Below are 18,011 nucleotides of genomic sequence, written 5' to 3'. Positions count from 1 at the left end.
ACTTCGTATGAAAGCAACTACCACGCATCAGCCGAAAAGTACCACCCGTTACGCACACCCGCTTGCCATGAAAACCTCGCTCAAAGGCGGCTGGGTAGCTACCAAACAACGCTGGGATGAAACCGCCCCTGCTACCCGGCAGGAAGAGGAAAAAGCGCCCAAAGTACCCCAATTAAAACAGCAGGCGCAGGCCTGCCGCCGTAAAAACTGGATTACCTGGCCGGCACTTTAAAAGGAGTGGTTTGGCAAATACACCCGCTTGTGCTACATTAGAGTTTTAACTGTATCATGAAAAAGATCCTTGCCTTCCCGCTTTTACTTGCCCTGCCGCTTCTGGGCTTTTCCCAGAGCACGGTGCTCAACAAACAGCAATTGCTGCAGGATATTAAAGTGCTCTCGGCCGACTCAATGGGAGGCCGGCTGAGCGGCAGCGAAGGCAATCGCATGGCGCAGGAGTATATCCGGAAACGCTTCCGCGAAATCGGTGTGAAGCCTTTTGGTAAAACCTATGCGCAGCACTTCCGTCTCGAAAATAAGAGAATGGTTGTAGCGCAGGCTACAAACCTGGTAGGGTTTGTGCCCGGAACAACCGGGCAGGTCATTGTGATCACCGCGCATTACGACCATGTAGGTACCCGTAACGGCGAGGTGTATAACGGGGCGGATGATAACGCCTCCGGAGTAGGCGCACTGCTGGCTGCCGCCACATACTTTAAAGCGCACAAACCAACGCATACGCTTGTATTTGCCGCCCTCGACGGGGAGGAGCAGGGCCTGCAGGGGGCCAAAGCCTTCGTAGAAAACCCGCCCGTGCCCCTTGGCAAGATCCTGCTCAACGTGAACATGGACATGCTCAGCATTAACGATAAAGGCGAGCTGTATGCCAGCGGCGCCTTCCATAATCCGCAGTTGAAGACTTACCTGGCGCAGGTAAAACCCCGGCCGAACGCCAAACTGGTATTAGGCCACGACCGTCCCGAGCAGCAGCACGACGACTGGACGAATCAGTCGGATCATTACGCCTTCTTTCAGAAACATATCCCATACCTGTACTTTGGGGTGGAAGACCACGCGCATTACCACCAGCCCAGCGACGAATACCAGTATGTAAACAAAAGCTTTTATCCGGATGCTGCCTCGCTCGTAATAGATTTTATAAAGCAGGCAGATGCTGCGAAGCTGGAAAAGCTGAAATAAACCGCTCGGCACTCTCCGGCCACTATGTTATGAAGCTGCGGAGAGAACCTTTCTGCTTCCGCTTTTTTCATTAACCCGGGCAGCGGAGTGGCAACTCGTTTTGTTCAAAGCAGGAAAGCAGATGGGGCGCTATACCTGGCCAGCGAACTTATGCCGGGCATAAACCTTCAAAACCCTTACTTTTTCCGCAGTCTTTTTAAACTTTCCCAAACCATGAGCAGAAACCGTTACGCGTTGGTAATTCTTTCTACTCTGTTTATACTTCTGCCGTTTGCGGCCAGCTGCCAGGGGCTGCTTCAGTCCAGAAACCAGGTCGATGGGGCGCAGCAGCAACGGCTGGTACTGGAGGCAGGAGGGGGCCTGGCCGCCATTAAAAGTGATATATGCAAAGGTTGGGCTTGCAATACTTTCGGCGCGCGCCTGCGGATGGGAGCGCTCTACAAACTGAATGCGCGGGTTGGCGTGAACGGCGGCATCGGCTACGCCCGCCTCGGTGCAAAGGAAGCGAACCCGGCACATCCCCTCAACATGTCTTTTCAAACAGAAGTGATCGACATGACCGTCAGTGGCGTGTATAACCTGCTGGATACTTACAGCGGAAGCGGCAATTACCGGTCTTCGCGCCGGCGCCTTGTTGTGCCTTACCTGATGGCTGGCCTGGGGGGCATATACTATACGGCTACCTCTTATCCCGGGCAGGGCAGCCTGAATGAATCGCAGACCAAGTATGCGCCAGCCCGAAGTTACCCCGCCCTGGCAGCCGTGATCCCGGTTGGCGGCGGGCTACGCATCCGCCTCACCGATCAGCTAAGCCTTGTGCCGGAACTGCTCTATCATGTCACCTCCACCGATTTTCTGGACAATTACCAACCTGCCTCCACCCGCAATCTGATCAAGAAAGACCATTATGGCGTGGCCCTGCTCAAAATACAGTATACGCCCCCGGTTGCAAACCAGCTCCTCTCCCGCAAACGGAGTAAATCCTAAGAACGTGGCTGCAGGGATTTAACCAGTATGGCAGCACCCCGTACACTTAAAACCGGCAGGGAAGTGGCCGGCAGGGAAGTGCTAACTCTACAACTATGAAAACAGACGAAAAGAAAAAGCTTTGGTGGGTGGCTGCCGGAGCAGGTGCGCTGGTAGCAGCCAGGGCGATCAGCCGGTCGTTGACCGCTTATGATTTTAATGGCAAGGTGGTACTGATCACGGGTGGTTCCAGAGGGCTGGGGCTGGTGATGGCGCGCCAACTGGCCAAAGAAGGCGCCCGGCTAATACTGTGCGCCCGCGACGCGCAGGAGCTGGAAGATGCCCGCATAGAGCTGGCCGGCCAGGGAGCCGATGTGCTGGTGGTGCCCTGCGATATTACACAGGAGCAGGAAGTGAACACCATGATGGCCCGTGTGCAGAATGAGTTTGGCCCCATCGATGTGCTCATTAATAATGCCGGCATTATACAGGTGGGCCCTGTGGCAGAAATGACGATCCGGGAGTTTGAGGAAGCCATGAACACGCACTTCTGGGGCCCGCTCTATACCATACTGGCCATATTGCCGGGGATGAAGATCCGGGGTGGCCGCATCCTCAATATTTCCTCTATCGGCGGCCGGATCAGTGTGCCGCACCTGGTGCCCTACAGTGCCAGTAAATTTGCGCTGGTGGGCTTGTCGGAGGGGCTTCGGGCGGAGCTGAAGCAGTATGATATTACTATTACCACCGCTACGCCGGGGCTGATGGTAACAGGCAGTCCGCGCCACGCCATTGCCAAAGGCCATAACGAAGAAGAGTATAGCCTTTTCAAGATCATCGACTCGAGCCCGTTAACGGCTATGAGCGCGGAAGCGACCGCCCGCAAACTGCTGGATGCCGTGCGTCATGGCGATGCCACGGTTACCACCACACTACCGGCCAAGTTCGGGGAGTTGCTGCACGGCGTAGCGCCCGGCCTGATGACCAATATCTTTGAACTCGTGAATAAGGTGTTGCCTGGAGAGGGAGGCATCGGAAAAGCAAGGGCCAAAGGCTATGAAAGCGAGACTGACGTATCGATGTCGGACCTTACGGAGCGCACGCAGCAGGCGGCCCAAAAAAATAACGAACTTTAAGCATCTTTATACTTTAATCAGCGCAGCAGCTACTCCGGATCAGTAGCTGCCAAAGGCACATCCATGGAAATCAAGAACAGAGAAAAGGCCTACGACGGCTTCTTTAAGATCTACAAGCTAACGGTGGAGCAGGAAGGGCAGACCTTTACCCGCGAGCAGTTTGAGCGCGGAAATGCGGTTGCCGCGCTGGTATATGACACCCGGAAAGCGGAATACATTCTGACAAAGCAGTTCCGCATCGGGTCGGAGTCGGAGCTGGTGGAAGTGGTGGCCGGCATGGTAGACGAAGGCGAGCAGCCCGAGCAAAGTATACGGCGCGAAATAGCGGAAGAGATTGGCTACAGCGTAGATCAGCTACAGCACCTGCATACGTTCTATTCCTCGCCCGGCGGCACCACCGAAAAAGTGATCTTATACTATGCCGAAGTATCGGAACAACATGCAGCAGGCGGCGGCAATGCCCACGAAAACGAGCATATCCAGCTTGTTCGCTACAGCCCCCGGCAATTGGAGCAGCTGCAAAGCCAGGACGCCAAAACCATTATTGCCCAGCAGTGGGTGCAGTTGCAGCAGAAGTAAGCGGTTGGGTTTATACTTGTACTGCCTGGTATAGCGAGCTTTATAAAAAAGCAGGCAGGCATTTATACTTGCCTGCCTGCTTTATACTTTCACTTAAGCGATCGTAGAGCGGCGCTATACTTGTGAGGGTATTATTTCGTGCCTTCTAGCATGCTTTTGGTGTCGGCGGTGCCTTCCAGGGTTAAATACTCTGCCTGCAGCGTCCGGATTTTGATGTTGTCGGCCATGGAGATCTCGCCTTCTATCTGGCGGCGGCGCTGGTTCAGCAGGCTGTAAATATAATCCACGTAGTCCCAGTCGTCCTGCGTCCAGCCCTTGCGTTTGGTGCGCACCACGCCCATAAAGGTCAGGTATGCCTCGCGGATGGTAGCGGCAGAGATATCATCCACTGTGCTGTATTCGCCCAACAGGGTGCTTTTCCATTGCGTTACTTTTTTCTGGTCCAGGGGCTGTTGCTGGCGTCGCTCCTGGCGGGCCTCCCATTGCTTATAATTCTTTTGGAGCTGGCGGTATTCCGCCTTTCCCTTGTCTGAGAGGCTGTCGAAGTTTTGCTCCAGCTCGGCATTGCGTGCCCGAAGCTTTTCGCGTATCTGCGGCCATTCCTTGCGGATAGCCGTATCGCCTTTGTTGGCCTGCTCGTTCATCCAGCCCCGCAATTCCTCCAGTTTTTCGTCTGTCGTTTCGCCGGTTTTAACCACTTTGGCGGTATCGGCATGCCCGGCAGTATTCACAGTTGGTTCCTGTTGTTCCTTTACCGGTTCCTGGCCCTCCACCTGGCGGCGGTTCTCACAACCCAAAAGTAAAAGGGCAAGTCCTGCAAAGCAGGTATACTTTACTAGATGATACATCCTGTGCATGATAGCTGTTTTAGCTCTTCTTACGCAAAGCACGCTTTGAGGATACTTCAGGGCCCGGCGATCAGGGATTTATCTTTGCTGATGCCGTCGCCATACTGAAAGTGGCTGTTGACGGTAACAGGTAATTTGCCCCGCGCCGGGATACGGCCGAACAGGAGTTTGGCAGCAGCTTCCTGGGCCTGGTAATGCGACTGGTAGGCCAGTAGCAGGGCCTTGCTTTTCTCAATCTCCGGAAACTGGTTTAACGCATAGGCATTGTCGAAGAGCGTGATGATGGCTTTCTGCGCGGTAGCCAGCCTGCTCACCAGGGCCGTGGTTTCTTTGGAGTACCCGAGGTTATTACTGGGTTGGATGCCCGGGCCATATAGGGCCACTACCACCAGATCATACTTCTGCAGCTTCTGCCAGAGCTTACGGGTTTCTTTTTCACCGGCATTGCGCGCAATCACAAAATCTTTCACCGCCAGTTGCTTGTTGATCTTCCGCTGGAAAACGGTCGGGCTTTTAGCGCCGAACGAAACCGTAGCGATATGCCGCTTGCGGCGTTTGCGCAGAGGCAGCACATGGTGGTTGCGCAGCAGCGTGAGCGAAGCTTCTGCAATGGCCTGGTTTGTGCTGTCAGCTGCTTTTGTGTGCAGGTCCTGCTGCAGGTGGCGTAGGTCGATGGGCCGGTAGGCATCTAGCCCCACCCATTGTTTGGCTGCCAATACGCGCTTGCAGCGGCGGTCTATACTTTCCTGGGTCAGGTCGCCGCGGGCAATGGCTGCCCGGATGGCCCGGATGGCAACAGGCACACTGTTGAGGCGCTCCAGCACATCGTTGCCGGCCATGAGGGCACGAACTTCGGCTTCGCCGGGCGGGAAAAACTTGGTTACGCCCTTCATCACCATAGCATCGGTAAAGATCAGTCCCTTAAAGCCCAGTTCCTTTTTCATCAGCCCCGTAACAATGGGCCGCGAGAGGGTGGAGGGCAGGTTCTGAGTCGAGTCGAGCTGCGGGATGTGCATGTGGGCCACCATAATGCCACCAATGCCGTGCTTAATGAGCTCTTTAAACGGGTAGAGCTCCAGCGAGTCGAGCCGGTAGCGGTTAAAGGGGATAACGGGCAGGTCGTAGTGCGAGTCCACGTTTGTATCGCCGTGGCCCGGAAAGTGCTTGGCCGTTGCAATGATGCCGTTTTCCTGCATGCCCTGCATATAGGCCAGGCTTTTGGCCGTTACATCCAGCCGGTTCTCGCCAAAAGAGCGGTAACTGATAATCGGGTTATGGGGGTTGTTGTTGATATCGGCAACGGGGGCAAAGTTGATGTGCATGCCCAAACGCCTGAATTCTGCGGCCACTTCGGCGCCCATCGCATAAATAAGGCCATTATCTTCCACCGCGCCCAGCATCTGTTGAAAAGGATATTGCACGGTGCTGTCGAGGCGCATGCCAATGCCGGTCTCGGCATCCATCGCGATCAGCAGCGGCACTTTGGAGGCAGCCTGGTAGCGGTTGGTCAGGATGGCCTGCCGCACCGGTCCTCCCTGGAAAAAGATGATGCCGCCTACTTTGTATTGTTTGATCAGGCGCATCACATCGGCTTCATACGCCGGCCCCTGGTCCGAAAACGCTTCCACGATCATGAGTTGGGCGATGCGCTCATCAGGAGAGAGGGTATTAAAAACCGAATCGACCCACGGCGACTCTCCGTCCAGGGCAGCCATCAAGTTGGCTGGCCGTACGTAAGGCTCGTGTTCGGCCGGGGCAAAGGCGCTTTCGTTCGTTAAAGTGGCGCGTTGCCGGTGCGCATCCGAGCCTTCACAGCCAGCCAGCAGCACACAGGCCGGCATTAGCAGCAACAGCAGCCTGCGCAGCTTAGCAAGTATAAAAGGGTGAGAATACGTTGTATGCATGTTGCTTTTAAACGCCACAGCTACCTTTTTTCGTGCAATTTTTTAATGCACGGCGTGGTGACTCCTGTAGGCGGATGGTAGCGACGTTAATACCACCTGCCCCTGTCAGTACGTTAATTTTTTGTAGTGCGATGAAAGCGGGCCAAAAGAAAGCAGGTGGCTTTTGTTCAATTCAAGTATATTTAAGCAACCCAACCTACTATGGCACCAGGCATACGCACAGCACAGCAGAAGACTACGACCGCCGAAGACGATTTGTTTGTTTATAGTTTTCTGCCGGGTACTCTGTTTGTGGCCCTGCTGTGGCTCATCAGCCTGCTGGCGTACCTTACGGATGCGGATCTTGCTTGGCTGGGCATTTTGCCCCGCAACTTTTTTGGGCTGGTAGGGGTGCTGGCGGCGCCGCTCATCCACGATGGTCTCGTCCACCTGCTTTCCAACTCCTTTCCGCTGGTGCTGCTGAGCGGGTTTATCCTATACATGAACCGACCGGTGGCCACGCGTGTATTGCTGCTAGTCTACGTGCTCAGTGGCTTGCTGACCTGGCTGATCGGGCGACCGAATTACCATGTGGGGGCCAGCGGCCTAGTGTATGGCATGGCGGGCTATTTGCTTTTTAACGGATTCCTCCGGCGCAACCGGGCTGCTATGGCGGTATCGCTGGCAGTGTTGTTCTTGTATGGTGGTTTATTTTACGGGCTTTTCCCCACAGAAGAGCGCATCTCCTGGGAAGGTCATCTGGCCGGTTTGCTGTCCGGCCTGGTCGCTGCCGTTCTGTATGGCACAGGGCAGCCAGTGGAAAGTGAGGCGCTGGCGCAGCCACTGGAAGCAAGTATAGCGCAGCGCCACCTGAGCAGTACGCTAGGGTTCCATTACCGGCATTTGCTGGTGCAGTATAACGTGCTGCCCCAAACCCCGCCGCCAACGGATACCCGCCATACGTATGTGCTCCATATGGCAAGCAGCACGTTCAGTTTGCCTGCAAAGCCGGCATCCGCATCTCCCAAATGGCCGCTCTGGCCAAAATCCCCGACCCAAAAGAAATAAGCCCCAAAGCGCACAAAAGCAGCCCGGGTTTCACCTGCCGGCGCTATCACTTGGCACCTGTTTCAGCTTATTTGCCTCGCCGGCAGGAAGTTCAGGTAAATTGAAACGAGGGAGCCTTTTCGGGAGCACCCTGCTATGCAGCTGCAACCGGGCAAAGCAGCTTATTTTCCCCTGATCCGAAATAAAATATTGGGCTCATACAAGTATAGCTTTCGGCCCCCGGATAAAAGGGAGCAGCGGGGTAGGGCTATACCTGTTTCAGCATGTTGGAAGCGGCCCTAAAGGTATAGCGGTAAGGTGCATACGCCCACCGAATCCAAAGTCAATGGTAAGGTAGTTAAACGCGCCCTAAGTGCCGTTGGCGGTGGGTTTGGATGTTGCTGGAAACTGCAATAAAGAATAGCAATTTAATTCTTATAAATTGCACTAAATAAATTATATATGTAAAGATATATAGTATGATTATGCCTTTGTTTTTATTAAATATAGGAAAAATTATAACGACCATGATTTTAGTTAAATAAGGCCTTTAAACTTTTTTGGGCAACATCATAAAACCATTCCGGAAGTATGTCGTTTAAGCGGGTTGTTATTTTAAAATCGATGTTTCACGAAATGGAATGCTTATGTTTAGGTACAAATTGCTGGCAGCAGCGCTATCGGTAATCTTAGCTTTTGCTGACGAGCTTACCCAAGTAAATGCAGAATCCCCCGCTCCGAATGTCGAGAAAGCTCCGCTTGCCTGGCCTGCCGAAGAACCCAAGCAAACCGAGCTAAAAGAAGCCCCCACCCCCGAAACAATAACCGTTTCAGCTTCCGTATACTTCCCCGAGCCAAACCAGACCGATGCCACCCCATATACCACGGCAGATGGCTCCCGCATCAACAAAAAGAATCCCAGAAAACAACGTTGGATTGCCGTTTCCCGTGACCTGCACAGCCGCTGGGGCGGAGAGATCAGTTATGGCGATTCGCTATGGGTAACCGGCATTTCCGACGACTTGGACGGCATGTATGTGGTACGCGATGTAATGAACAGCCGCATCCGCAACCGCATCGACATTCTGGTAGGCCGCCACGACCGGGTAATGGGTTTCTGGAACAACGTACAAGTGGCCAAACTGGACTAAGAGCCGCCCCGGCTAACCGAAGTACCCGCCCTGCCGTACCCTAAGGCAATACAAAGTGCCGCCAACTCTGGCCGCGACTTTATGAAGGCGGAAAAATCACGTTATGGCAAACCAGAAACAGCAGCAGGCCGCTGTGAAACACCAGCTTGCACGGGAAAGATCGAAGCTGTTAAACCGGATAGAGCGCGCCCTGGAGGGCCCGATGGTGGTGCTGGGATTTATCTGGCTCGTACTGCTGGTCGTGGAGCTGATCTGGGGCCTCACCCCTTTGCTGCAGGTATGCAGCACCATTATCTGGATCATCTTTATACTTGATTTCACCCTCAAATTTATACTTGCCCCGCACAAACTTCTGTTTCTGCGCAAAAACGTACTCACCATTATTTCGCTCTTCGTGCCGGCGCTGCGCCTGTTCCGGGTCACGCGGTTGTTCCGGATCATGCGCTCGGTGCGGGCCGCCCGGGGCCTGCGGCTGGTCAAAGTGCTTGGGTCTATCAACAGGGGCATGCGCAGCCTGGGCAAAGCCATGCAGCGCCGCGCCTTTGGCTATGTGATGGGGCTTACGCTGGTGGTGAGCACAGCGGGGGCGGCAGGCATGTTTGCCTTTGAACAGGAGGAAGGGCTCAGGACTTACGGCGATGCCTTGTGGTGGACGGTCATGCTGCTCACCTCCATCGGCAGCGATTATTTTCCGGTTACCGTGGAGGGACGCATGCTGTGCCTGTTGCTGGCCCTTTACGGGTTCGCGGTGTTCGGTTATTTTACAGCTACCCTGGCCACCTTCTTCATCGACCGGGATGCCGGCAGCAGCGAAACGGAGGTGGCGGGAGCAAAGCAGGTACAGGCCCTTGAGCGGGAGATAAAAATGCTTCGGGCCGAGCTACAGGCAGTGCTGCAGCAGCTACCCGCAGGCGGGCCACCGCCCCCGAATAATCCGCCCCAAGTATAAATGTTTTAAGGGAGGCGTAAAATCCTTATTTTGGAGTCTCAAAAAAGACAGCCTTACCAATGATGACGCGAGAAGAAGCCCTTGCCATACTACACAGCATGACCACCAGCGAAAGCCTGTTACGCCACGCCCGCACGGTGGAGCTGGTGATGCAGGCGTATGCTACTAAACTGGGAGAAGATGAAGCGGCCTGGGCCCTGGCCGGCCTGCTGCATGATGCCGATTACCAGGCCTACCCCGACCAACACCCCAACGTAATTGTGAAACTGCTGCGCGAACGTGGCGAGGAGGAAGTGGCGCATGCCATTTCAGCCCATTACACGCATTGGGGCGTGCCCTACAACACCACCCTGGACAAAGCCCTGCTGGCTTGCGATGAGCTGACTGGTTTTGTGGTTGCCTGTGCCCAGGTGCGCCCGCAGCGCCTCGAAGGACTGGAAGTGAAATCGGTGCTGAAGAAACTGGGCCAGAAAAGCTTTGCTGCCTCTGTAGACCGGGAGGAGGTGCGGATTGGCGCCGAGCTATTTGGCGTGGCCATGGACGAGCACATTGCCTTTATCATCCAGGTGCTGAAAGCGCACCAGCAAGAACTACAGCTGCAGCCACTGGCTAGCCCGCAGGCGTGATGAGCAAATCCCTGAAAAAGGAAAAGGGCCGCTATATTTCAAGTATGGCGGCCCTTTTCTTTTTTACATACTGTAGTCTTTCAGAATTTCGAAGGCCTCCTTATCGTCGCGGGCTTCTACTACTTCGTTTATTACAAACTGCACTTCCTGCTCGGTCCAGTTTTCTTTTTCGGCGGCTTTTATAAACACGTCCAGGGCAGCAAAGCGGGAGCCTTGCTGCGGCAGCGTTGCTTTTACTTTTTTTCTGATGCGCATTGGTTCAATCTTTTTTGGCAAAGGTATAAAAATGCAGCGTAGGCTGGCTCGCGTTGCCGGTTAGCACAGAAACCTCCTTATAGCCAGAAAGCATGGCTTGCGGCTATACTTGCAGGGGTTAATTGTTTTCCTGGTTCAGTGGGCTGCGCTGCCGGGCTTCGGGGTTGCTTTGTGCTTCCTGCGGCACACCCATTTTCTCTTCGCGGTGCTGCTGGTATTGCTGGAACTGCACTGGCGTGAGGATGTCCTTTATCTGCGAAAGGCGTGTTTGGCTGATAATGTCGATCTGGGCTACAATTTTGCGCGGGTCCGCTTTATACTTCTTTTTGGCGGCTTCGGCATTCGTTATACTTGTCAGGTTGATGGCCTGCACCTTGGCGGCCTGCTCCGGCGTGAGGCGCAGGTTCTTAACCATACTTGCCGTCATGGCTTCGGCGCGTTGCGCTAAAGTAGGCGCAGCCTGTAGCGTGCCGGCAGAGGGTTTCTGGGCGCCAGGCACCTGGGCAAAACCAGTAGTTGTAGCCAGGGCAAAGAGTAGGGCAAAGGCTGTCTTTTTCATATGCAAATCTGTTTGGCTGTAAGGCATTGGCAAAAGCAATTATCATTCCGGCTTTTACGCGTGCCGGCGCAATTTATGCGGCAACAAAGCGGTGGCCGGGATAGTTCTGTTCCGGCCACCGCTAGCTTTCGTTGTAAAAGTATACTTTGTAAAAGTGCATGCCGCGTTCGTTATCAAAGCCGCGCTCCACGTACTGCTCGCTCTGCTCGGGGTTGTAGCCACTGAACTTGATCTCGATCTGGGTGTCGAGCTTGATAAAGTTACGGAACTGGCGCTTCATGTTGCGCACTGTGTTTTTGTTGATGGCAAAATCCGTGAAGCCTTCAATGTCGCGCTCTTCGGCAAAGGCCTGGCTGTAGTTTTTGAAGCGCTCTTTTGTTTCGGGCTCGTCGATCACGCTGCTGGTAAATTCCTCCAGGTCGAATGTCTCGCTTTTGGAAAAATAATCCACCGAGCGGCTGATAAAATCGACCTGCGCCTTTTTGCTTTCCGTTTTGGCAAACACTTCTTCCGAGAAATCCTTGCATAAATTCAGCGCCGCCTTGGTATTGAAGTTGGTATCCTTCAGCTCGGTCACATTCAGGAAATCCTCGCGCCAGAACAAGGCGTCGGTGCTGTTCACATCCACCATCTTCACCCGGAAACCGTCTTCTGCCGCCACGTTATATATCATACAGCCCTTGTCCACGCCTTTCAGGTTCACCCCGAAATGATAGTTTACGTTCAGGTCATCTTCCGCATCCTGGAAAGTAAGGAACGTGTCCTTGTTTTCGGATTTAAATACGCCGATGGCATCCACCACCTCGTCGGCCATCACGCAGCCGCTGAAGTAGGCCACGTATAGTTCGCCGCTTTTTACCTTGGGGTGGTCCGACTGTTCGTAAAGGTGGTGGAGGATATGCACCGAATATTCCTGGAACTTCTGCGGCTCACTGAAAATCAGGGCAGCGTAAGCAAACATCTCATTTAAGGCAACATCCGAAGTATGGGTGAAGCGGAAAAATTCCTCCTGTTTAAAAGGCGCCAGAAAATAAGCAAGCAGCAGATCAGAAAGCTGCTCGTCGTGCAGGTCCACCAGTTCTTTGGACGCGATCACGCCCTCTGCTTTTGCTTTGTTGCCCACGCGGTGCACGGCTACTTTTTTCAGGCGAACCTGTGTTTTGTCGTTCATCTCTTCCTTTGCTTTATGCGGGGGCGAAGGTAAGGAATTTATACGCTTCCGAAGTATAGCGCTGCGGCGCTCACCAGAATAAAATGAAGTATGTAAATAAATATACTATTGATAATAAGTATGTTATGTGTTGAGTCGGCACTTTCGGTAGTATAAGGAATTCATTTTGGCACGGTTTTTACATTTAGCAAACCGAGCCGCGCAGCTTGTTATTTGTAACGATTTAAAAGGGTGAGATCATGAAAAAGATATTTTTACTAATTGCGGTGGTACTTGGCTTCGTAGCCACTAAAGTACAGGCGCAGCAAAGACAAGTGCGGTATGTGGGTCAGCCACAGACCTATAGCGGCAGTGTGGGGCAAAGCCCGGTGCGGTTTGGTATAAAAGCAGGCGGTAACCTGGCCAATTGGGAAGGCGAAACCATGACGAGCGTGCAGGACCTGATCGATTATACCGATGGCTCGGTGAGCAGAAAGATGCGGGAAGGCTTTCATATTGGCGGTTACGTGACCATCCCGGTCATGAAAGGATTTGAGATTGAGCCGGGGCTACAGTACTCCCAGAAAGGAATGCAGATGGTAGGCAAGATCCCGATGGAAAAGGCAGATTTCCTGAATGCGACAGTGACCTTAACCAATAAAGCCGAGTACCTGGACCTGCCGGTGATAGCCAAAGTATACGTGGGCGAAGGGTTCCATATTTTTGCCGGCCCGCAGGTTTCCTACTTGGTTTCTAACAAAGTGCAGGCAAAAGCCGGCGCGCTGGGCTACAATGCCCTGAACCGCGAGTGGGATATGAAAAGCGGCCTGCGCGATGTGGATGTTGCCGTTACCGGAGGCCTGGGTTACCAGTTTGCCAATGGCTTTAACATCAGCGCCGGCTACGATTACGGCCTGAGCACGATTGATGATAATGGTAGCTTCGATACGTTTAACCGGGTGGCAAAAGCCTCCATCGGGTATACCTTCTGATAGTTTTAGTTTGTTTGTGATGTAATAACGGCCACTGCTTAGCAGTGGCTGCTTATTTTTATACCGTACCATCCTGCTGCAACAAAAAGTCCCGACACACGCAGGTAGGTGCCGGGACTTTTTAAGTTTGCGGACAAGGACTTCCGACTTCCGTTGTTTTTTTCTTGTAAGGGAATTTCTTCGACGAATTGCGCATCAGCGCGTTGGTAAGCGACTGACGGCTGGAGCCCACCGAGCCCGAAGCAACGTAATCATACTTCCACATCAGTTCGCCGGCGTTTCCTTCGTGTATGGTGATGGTGGTGTTCACGGAATTGGTAGCTCCCCAGGCACCCACCAGCAGCCCCACTGCAATGGCAGCGCCATCAGACATCGGCTTTGACATGATGGCCTGTCCTGAAACAACGGCATCCACGCCCAGTAAATCGCAAATCTCTTCCTTCGACTTGAGGCGGAGCTCTTCGTACGTCAGGCCAGCATCGTTGAGCAGGGCATTGGTTTTACTTACATCCTGAAACCGCACCGTATAGCGGTCTTTGCTCATTTCGCGGAGCAGGTAACCGTATACATCGCTCTGAATACCGTAGCCATAGTCGCTCTGCTGGTCGAGTATCATCTGGGCGGTAACGCCCTTGGGCAATCTTCTCGATTCAATTGTCACATCGAAGGGCAGAATGGCCACTACCTGATGGCTGGCGCTCACCTGCGTAAAGGAGGGGGCCTGGTAGATCTGTGGGCCGCAGCTTGCCAGCGTGAGGCTCATCATCACAAAAAGTAAAATTTTCTTCATGGGCTTTAAGTTGATTTTCAAAATAAATTTAAATTAAAATACGGCTGACCTCCTGTTGCATCAGGTAGGTGCATGGGGCTACTAAATCAGCAACAGGAACAGGTATAAATATATTGAAATAAACTATAACATAGTATAAAATGAATATTAATTGGGGCGCGACTAACCGCAGAAAAAATGAGTGGTGCGGATAGCTTCTTGCGGTAGAAACATCCCGCAGCTAAAGCGCCAGAGAAACTGCCTGTCAATATTAAAATGATCTTTGCGTTACTTGCTTAAGAATCGCTTTGTAAGGTATGCCTGCGCGCGTCCGCAAGCTGTGGCAGATTCGAACATTCCCCTATCGTGGGAGTTAAGTATAGCGAATGTTTTCAACTTAACTGTTACCATGAACCATAGTAAGAACCTCATTAAACTGTTGTTATGCCTGCTACCCTTGCTGCCGCTGTACGCGCGGGCCCAGGAGCAAAAACCTATTTATAATGCTACGCTGGAAGGCTATAAGTACCCCTATGACGTGAAATACTTTCCGGTAAAGGTGGAGGGGCAGTCCTATAAAATGGCGTACATGGATGTGGCACCAACTAAAAAAGTAACTAACCCGCAAACGGTTATGCTGCTGCACGGCAAAAATTTCCTGGGGGCTTACTGGGCAAAAACCATTGCATATTTAACAGCGCAGGGCTACCGCGTGATCGTGCCCGACCAACTGGGTTTCGGGAAATCAGACAAGCCGGCTATTTACTATAACTTTCATCAAATGGCCTATAATACCCGGCAACTGTTGCAACAACTCGGCATCAACCAGGTGGCCGTGGTGGGCCACTCAATGGGCGGCATGGTAGCCACGCGTTTCGCGCTGATGTACCCCGAAATAACGACCAAACTAGTACTGGAGAACCCGATCGGGCTGGAGGATTACCGTTTGTTTGTGCCCTTCAAAACCATGGACGAACTCTATGAAGTTGAATTGAAGCGCACGGCAGAAGCTACCCGGGAGTACCACAGAACCTATTACACGGCCTGGGCGCCTGCTTACGATGAATGGGTAGAAGTGACGGCAGCCCAGTTCGAGAGCCCCAATTACCCGCAGGTAGCCAAAGCAGCCGCCCTTACCTATGCCATGATCTACCAGCAGCCGGTGGTGTATGAGTTTGGGCAACTGAAAATGCCCGCCCTGGTGCTGGTGGGTAAAGCGGACCGAACAATTGTGGGCAAAGGCTTTATAAAAGACAAAGCCGTGGTGCAGGCGCATGGCCAATACCCGGAGCTAGGCCGGAAAACAGCGGATGCCATTCCGGGAGCAAAGTTAGTGGAGCTCGACAATGTAGGGCATATTCCGCACCTGGAGGCCACTGCCAAGTTCCATAAAGCCCTGCTCAGTTTCCTGCAATAACCCAGCCGCAACAGTTAATGATGGTGGTGATCGTCCTGAGGCTTGCTTCTAAAGTTGGCAATGGTGCCCAGCGTAAAGAAAACAAACCAGCAGAGGTATAGCGCGTCAAAGTTGCGGATCGATTTGCCTAAAAGCGCCAGGATCAGGTGAGCTACCAGCGTCATGACCAGACCGGTGGCAGCCACAAACTGGTAGGAGTTCATTTCGCGGGGGTCGTAAATTTTAGCTAGTTTCATGGGCCGCTCTTGCTTTTGGATTCTCTTGGCAACAAACAGATGACTGCTTGGGTGCCGTTTGCGCTGATTATTTTGCAAATATAACAGAACCCACGGGGATATGCGGGAATTGCAGGGTAACAGTTCCAACAGATCGCCACTCCCACCGACAAAGGGCGTGTTGCTGAAAAGCAGGAAATCGATGCAAAGCACAGTGTTGCCATTGCCGTAAAAGTCAGTTTTCTTCGGATTACTGCAGATTATACTTGCCTTGCAGCAACTAGAAGAAAGTATAAACAGGCCATAGTGCAATAATTATGATAAGTATGAATGCTTTTGCCAACAAGCCCGGGAGGCTAGCGTATAACTTAACTGTAATTAAAGCAATATGACTATGACCCGGAAAGACAGAGAAAATGCCGAAGAGACGCCCAATAAGACCAATAACGTGAACAGCGACTATAACAAACGCGTGTCGCATCATAACCACCCGGACCCCAGTGCAAAACGGAACATGGGGCCTGGTGGAGAAACGGAGCGCCCCGGCCAGAAAGATAAACTAGAGAACCTGGAGATCGGCGGCAACGAGACTACCGGTTATGGTGCCAACACCAAAGACAGTATCGAATCTTTTGCGCAGGGCCCTGGCTTTGAGTATGAAGGAAGCGATACCGCAATGGATGATAAGGTAAACGGCATTCGGCGTGGTGAGCAGCTCTTCGGAGAAGATGAAAAGCAAGACGACGACGCGGATTATAGCCGCCGCTAACCCCATAAGCTCCCAAACAGAACAGGGCCCCAATTTCTCGGGGCCCTGTTCTGTTTGGGAGCTTTCGATAAAGGCCGACTTCTGCAGTTGGCCTTTATCATCTTGCCCCTTGTTGATGGCAATTACTTACTGCGTTACGATGGCAACGAACTTGCTGCTGCTGCTAACTCTTGCTGCGTAACTTTTGTACGCCTGCAATTGCGAAGGGCTCAGAAAGGATACAAGCTCTGTTTCATACTTTGCTGCCAACGCCTGGAGTTTTTCCTGCTGCTCTTCTGATTTAGAAGTAAGCAGGATTTCTTCGGTGGCGGCATATAATTCTCTGTTCAGCGCCTTTAATTTTATGTAACCCATTTCATTCAAGCGAAGCTCATTGGCCATAGTCCGGGTAACATCACTGCACTTTTTTTCGGCATCGGGGCTTAACTGGGTACCTTCGGCAAAAGCAGCACCAAACGAAATAAAGAGCATTAAAGAGGCAAGTATAAATTTTTTCATGTTGGGTAAGGGTTTCTCTGGGGTTAGTGAGGTTAGGATTTTACAACAGGTTGTGTGGTCTATACAAATAATCATATATAGTTCCTGGCTGCTGTAACGGAAGTCATATAATAGTGTTGTCTTTTAGTTATACATTTTAAATAAAATTATTTAAAAGTGCTTTGCAGGGCTTTTAAAGGCATATATAATTTTGAATACAGAAAGAGCCTTGTAACATATGGTTATTGGAATATTATAAAAGATGAATGTTTAGAAGATGTTTTTAGCAGGAATGCGGCAGGCATTTGCAGGCAAAAATCAGGTATAGCTGACGAAGTATAACCGACTTACAGTAAGGCCAAGTCAAGCTCTGGGGGTATAACCTGTACAAGCTACATACTGGAGTATGAGCGGTAGCCAGAGAGCTACCTATGGCTGCGTTTGCGAGCCCGAGGATTCTGCAAAAGCCTTTTACAAAAGTTTGATCAGGAGGCTTGATTCTGATTTGGCCGAGAGCAGGGCAGAGGGAACGTAACGCGAGGGGAAGCTTTTAGAAATTAAAAAGAGCAGGACCGAGTGGCCCTGCTCTTTAAGAGTTTAACAAGTATGGAAGCCTGTTAGTTTATGTATTCTTCTTTGATGAGATCAAGGATTTCGGGCGAGAGAGGCTTGGAGAAAAATTCCTTCACATCCTGATGGCTCCGGGCATATTGGACATCCTTGCGGTCTACGGCAGAGGAAAGCATGAAAAGGCTGCAATGCTTGGTAAGGGGCTCCGGCAGTTCGCGGTATTCGTCCAGAAAATTCCAGCCATCCATCCCCGGCATATTGATATCCAAAAAGATCAAATCCGGAAAGGCCTCCGCTTTAAGTTGAGCCGAGCGTTTAAGAAAAGACAGGGCATCTTCCGCCCGCTCAAAGCTAACGACTTCTTCTGCAAACCGATGGCTTCGGATTATGCTTTCACACACAAAATTGTTAATTTCATCATCATCAATGATCAACACTTTCCGTACCGAGTTCATG

At 52.2% G+C, this 18,011-nt stretch carries 21 protein-coding genes; 12 read left to right on the top strand and 9 right to left on the bottom strand.

Features of this window, described 5'->3' with window-relative positions; genetic code table 11:
* Nucleotides 1-7: 7 nt before the first annotated feature.
* The 5 genes from LWL52_RS11880 (at nucleotide 8) to LWL52_RS11860 (ending at nucleotide 3,878) form a co-directional block, all read left to right on the top strand.
* On the top strand, nucleotides 8-232 hold the full coding sequence (locus LWL52_RS11880) for a hypothetical protein (RefSeq protein ID WP_242920066.1): 225 nt from the start codon (nucleotides 8-10) through the stop codon (nucleotides 230-232).
* Between the two features lie 56 nt (nucleotides 233-288).
* Nucleotides 289-1,197: a M28 family peptidase gene (locus LWL52_RS11875; RefSeq protein WP_242920065.1), complete on the top strand. Its 909-nt coding sequence runs from the start codon at nucleotides 289-291 to the stop codon at nucleotides 1,195-1,197.
* Between the two features lie 213 nt (nucleotides 1,198-1,410).
* Nucleotides 1,411-2,184, top strand: a complete 774-nt coding sequence (locus LWL52_RS11870; protein ID WP_242920064.1) for a porin family protein — start codon at nucleotides 1,411-1,413, stop codon at nucleotides 2,182-2,184.
* Nucleotides 2,185-2,279: 95 nt separating this feature from the next.
* A complete protein-coding gene (locus tag LWL52_RS11865) occupies nucleotides 2,280-3,299 on the top strand; it encodes an SDR family NAD(P)-dependent oxidoreductase (protein WP_242920063.1) in 1,020 nt (339 codons plus the stop codon).
* A 63-nt stretch (nucleotides 3,300-3,362) separates the two neighbouring features.
* The gene (locus LWL52_RS11860) at nucleotides 3,363-3,878 is read left to right on the top strand and encodes an NUDIX domain-containing protein (RefSeq protein ID WP_242920062.1); all 516 of its coding nucleotides are present in this window, start codon (nucleotides 3,363-3,365) and stop codon (nucleotides 3,876-3,878) included.
* Nucleotides 3,879-4,009: 131 nt separating this feature from the next.
* Here LWL52_RS11860 and LWL52_RS11855 read toward each other — a convergent pair whose 3' ends face one another.
* Together LWL52_RS11855 and LWL52_RS11850 are read right to left on the bottom strand one after the other, a co-directional pair.
* Nucleotides 4,010-4,726, bottom strand: a complete 717-nt coding sequence (locus tag LWL52_RS11855) for a hypothetical protein (protein ID WP_242920061.1) — start codon at nucleotides 4,724-4,726, stop codon at nucleotides 4,010-4,012.
* 56 nt (nucleotides 4,727-4,782) lie between these two features.
* Nucleotides 4,783-6,360 (bottom strand): glycoside hydrolase family 3 protein, encoded by a 1,578-nt coding sequence (locus tag LWL52_RS11850; protein ID WP_437179356.1) that lies wholly within the window; start codon nucleotides 6,358-6,360, stop codon nucleotides 4,783-4,785.
* Nucleotides 6,361-6,831: 471 nt separating this feature from the next.
* Here LWL52_RS11850 and LWL52_RS11845 point away from each other — a divergent pair, with 471 nt between their 5' ends.
* From LWL52_RS11845 to LWL52_RS11830, 4 genes are all read left to right on the top strand, one after another.
* Nucleotides 6,832-7,677 carry a rhomboid family intramembrane serine protease gene (locus tag LWL52_RS11845; protein ID WP_242920057.1) on the top strand — a complete coding sequence of 282 codons (846 nt, stop codon included), beginning with the start codon at nucleotides 6,832-6,834 and terminating at the stop codon, nucleotides 7,675-7,677.
* 626 nt (nucleotides 7,678-8,303) lie between these two features.
* Nucleotides 8,304-8,807 carry an RlpA-like double-psi beta-barrel domain-containing protein gene (locus LWL52_RS11840; protein ID WP_242920055.1) on the top strand — a complete coding sequence of 168 codons (504 nt, stop codon included), beginning with the start codon at nucleotides 8,304-8,306 and terminating at the stop codon, nucleotides 8,805-8,807.
* A gap of 103 nt (nucleotides 8,808-8,910) precedes the next feature.
* Complete coding sequence (locus tag LWL52_RS11835) at nucleotides 8,911-9,756, top strand: potassium channel family protein (RefSeq protein ID WP_242920052.1); 846 nt, start codon at nucleotides 8,911-8,913, stop codon at nucleotides 9,754-9,756.
* Nucleotides 9,757-9,815: 59 nt separating this feature from the next.
* Nucleotides 9,816-10,382, top strand: a complete 567-nt coding sequence (locus LWL52_RS11830; RefSeq protein ID WP_242920050.1) for an HD domain-containing protein — start codon at nucleotides 9,816-9,818, stop codon at nucleotides 10,380-10,382.
* A gap of 63 nt (nucleotides 10,383-10,445) precedes the next feature.
* On the opposite strand, the gene LWL52_RS11825 is transcribed toward LWL52_RS11830, so the two are convergent.
* The 3 genes from LWL52_RS11825 to LWL52_RS11815 all read right to left on the bottom strand — a co-directional run bounded on the left by LWL52_RS11825 (nucleotide 10,446) and on the right by LWL52_RS11815 (nucleotide 12,367).
* Nucleotides 10,446-10,637, bottom strand: a complete 192-nt coding sequence (locus LWL52_RS11825) for a hypothetical protein (RefSeq protein ID WP_242920048.1) — start codon at nucleotides 10,635-10,637, stop codon at nucleotides 10,446-10,448.
* Nucleotides 10,638-10,755: 118 nt separating this feature from the next.
* Nucleotides 10,756-11,196, bottom strand: coding sequence for a DUF4890 domain-containing protein (locus LWL52_RS11820; protein WP_242920046.1), 441 nt, complete (start codon nucleotides 11,194-11,196; stop codon nucleotides 10,756-10,758).
* 121 nt (nucleotides 11,197-11,317) lie between these two features.
* Nucleotides 11,318-12,367, bottom strand: a complete 1,050-nt coding sequence (locus LWL52_RS11815) for a nucleoid-associated protein (RefSeq protein ID WP_242920044.1) — start codon at nucleotides 12,365-12,367, stop codon at nucleotides 11,318-11,320.
* A 239-nt stretch (nucleotides 12,368-12,606) separates the two neighbouring features.
* Between LWL52_RS11815 and LWL52_RS11810 the strand changes: the two genes are divergently transcribed.
* Nucleotides 12,607-13,338, top strand: coding sequence for a porin family protein (locus LWL52_RS11810; protein WP_242920043.1), 732 nt, complete (start codon nucleotides 12,607-12,609; stop codon nucleotides 13,336-13,338).
* Between the two features lie 121 nt (nucleotides 13,339-13,459).
* Here LWL52_RS11810 and LWL52_RS11805 read toward each other — a convergent pair whose 3' ends face one another.
* Nucleotides 13,460-14,128 (bottom strand): hypothetical protein, encoded by a 669-nt coding sequence (locus LWL52_RS11805; RefSeq protein WP_242920042.1) that lies wholly within the window; start codon nucleotides 14,126-14,128, stop codon nucleotides 13,460-13,462.
* A 388-nt stretch (nucleotides 14,129-14,516) separates the two neighbouring features.
* Here LWL52_RS11805 and LWL52_RS11800 point away from each other — a divergent pair, with 388 nt between their 5' ends.
* Complete coding sequence (locus LWL52_RS11800) at nucleotides 14,517-15,524, top strand: alpha/beta fold hydrolase (RefSeq protein WP_242920041.1); 1,008 nt, start codon at nucleotides 14,517-14,519, stop codon at nucleotides 15,522-15,524.
* A gap of 14 nt (nucleotides 15,525-15,538) precedes the next feature.
* On the opposite strand, the gene LWL52_RS11795 is transcribed toward LWL52_RS11800, so the two are convergent.
* Nucleotides 15,539-15,760, bottom strand: a complete 222-nt coding sequence (locus tag LWL52_RS11795) for a hypothetical protein (protein ID WP_242920040.1) — start codon at nucleotides 15,758-15,760, stop codon at nucleotides 15,539-15,541.
* Between the two features lie 373 nt (nucleotides 15,761-16,133).
* Here LWL52_RS11795 and LWL52_RS11790 point away from each other — a divergent pair, with 373 nt between their 5' ends.
* Entirely contained in the window at nucleotides 16,134-16,508 is a 375-nt protein-coding gene (locus LWL52_RS11790) for a hypothetical protein (RefSeq protein WP_242920039.1), read from the top strand.
* Nucleotides 16,509-16,634: 126 nt separating this feature from the next.
* Here LWL52_RS11790 and LWL52_RS11785 read toward each other — a convergent pair whose 3' ends face one another.
* Both LWL52_RS11785 and LWL52_RS11780 read right to left on the bottom strand, forming a co-directional pair.
* On the bottom strand, nucleotides 16,635-17,006 hold the full coding sequence (locus LWL52_RS11785; protein WP_242920037.1) for a hypothetical protein: 372 nt from the start codon (nucleotides 17,004-17,006) through the stop codon (nucleotides 16,635-16,637).
* A gap of 596 nt (nucleotides 17,007-17,602) precedes the next feature.
* Nucleotides 17,603-18,010: a response regulator gene (locus LWL52_RS11780; RefSeq protein WP_242920035.1), complete on the bottom strand. Its 408-nt coding sequence runs from the start codon at nucleotides 18,008-18,010 to the stop codon at nucleotides 17,603-17,605.
* Nucleotide 18,011 lies beyond the last annotated feature (1 nt).

The sequence above is a fragment of the Pontibacter liquoris genome, assembly GCF_022758235.1.
Taxonomy (GTDB): domain Bacteria; phylum Bacteroidota; class Bacteroidia; order Cytophagales; family Hymenobacteraceae; genus Pontibacter; species Pontibacter liquoris.
The sequence above is the reverse complement of the archived record's forward strand: the minus strand, read 5'-3'. Positions and strand labels throughout refer to the sequence as shown.

Bases quoted from the DNA above. Each gene is read 5' to 3' on its own strand.
- LWL52_RS11880 (WP_242920066.1), top strand. From the start codon at position 8: ATGAAAGCAACTACCACGCATCAGCCGAAAAGTACCACCCGTTACGCA.
- LWL52_RS11875 (WP_242920065.1), top strand. From the start codon at position 289: ATGAAAAAGATCCTTGCCTTCCCGCTTTTACTTGCCCTGCCGCTTCTG.
- LWL52_RS11870 (WP_242920064.1), top strand. From the start codon at position 1,411: ATGAGCAGAAACCGTTACGCGTTGGTAATTCTTTCTACTCTGTTTATA.
- LWL52_RS11865 (WP_242920063.1), top strand. From the start codon at position 2,280: ATGAAAACAGACGAAAAGAAAAAGCTTTGGTGGGTGGCTGCCGGAGCA.
- LWL52_RS11860 (WP_242920062.1), top strand. From the start codon at position 3,363: ATGGAAATCAAGAACAGAGAAAAGGCCTACGACGGCTTCTTTAAGATC.
- LWL52_RS11855 (WP_242920061.1), bottom strand. From the start codon at position 4,726: ATGTATCATCTAGTAAAGTATACCTGCTTTGCAGGACTTGCCCTTTTA.
- LWL52_RS11850 (WP_437179356.1), bottom strand. From the start codon at position 6,360: ATGATCGTGGAAGCGTTTTCGGACCAGGGGCCGGCGTATGAAGCCGAT.
- LWL52_RS11845 (WP_242920057.1), top strand. From the start codon at position 6,832: ATGGCACCAGGCATACGCACAGCACAGCAGAAGACTACGACCGCCGAA.
- LWL52_RS11840 (WP_242920055.1), top strand. From the start codon at position 8,304: ATGTTTAGGTACAAATTGCTGGCAGCAGCGCTATCGGTAATCTTAGCT.
- LWL52_RS11835 (WP_242920052.1), top strand. From the start codon at position 8,911: ATGGCAAACCAGAAACAGCAGCAGGCCGCTGTGAAACACCAGCTTGCA.
- LWL52_RS11830 (WP_242920050.1), top strand. From the start codon at position 9,816: ATGATGACGCGAGAAGAAGCCCTTGCCATACTACACAGCATGACCACC.
- LWL52_RS11825 (WP_242920048.1), bottom strand. From the start codon at position 10,637: ATGCGCATCAGAAAAAAAGTAAAAGCAACGCTGCCGCAGCAAGGCTCC.
- LWL52_RS11820 (WP_242920046.1), bottom strand. From the start codon at position 11,196: ATGAAAAAGACAGCCTTTGCCCTACTCTTTGCCCTGGCTACAACTACT.
- LWL52_RS11815 (WP_242920044.1), bottom strand. From the start codon at position 12,367: ATGAACGACAAAACACAGGTTCGCCTGAAAAAAGTAGCCGTGCACCGC.
- LWL52_RS11810 (WP_242920043.1), top strand. From the start codon at position 12,607: ATGAAAAAGATATTTTTACTAATTGCGGTGGTACTTGGCTTCGTAGCC.
- LWL52_RS11805 (WP_242920042.1), bottom strand. From the start codon at position 14,128: ATGAAGAAAATTTTACTTTTTGTGATGATGAGCCTCACGCTGGCAAGC.
- LWL52_RS11800 (WP_242920041.1), top strand. From the start codon at position 14,517: ATGAACCATAGTAAGAACCTCATTAAACTGTTGTTATGCCTGCTACCC.
- LWL52_RS11795 (WP_242920040.1), bottom strand. From the start codon at position 15,760: ATGAAACTAGCTAAAATTTACGACCCCCGCGAAATGAACTCCTACCAG.
- LWL52_RS11790 (WP_242920039.1), top strand. From the start codon at position 16,134: ATGACCCGGAAAGACAGAGAAAATGCCGAAGAGACGCCCAATAAGACC.
- LWL52_RS11785 (WP_242920037.1), bottom strand. From the start codon at position 17,006: ATGAAAAAATTTATACTTGCCTCTTTAATGCTCTTTATTTCGTTTGGT.
- LWL52_RS11780 (WP_242920035.1), bottom strand. From the start codon at position 18,010: ATGAACTCGGTACGGAAAGTGTTGATCATTGATGATGATGAAATTAAC.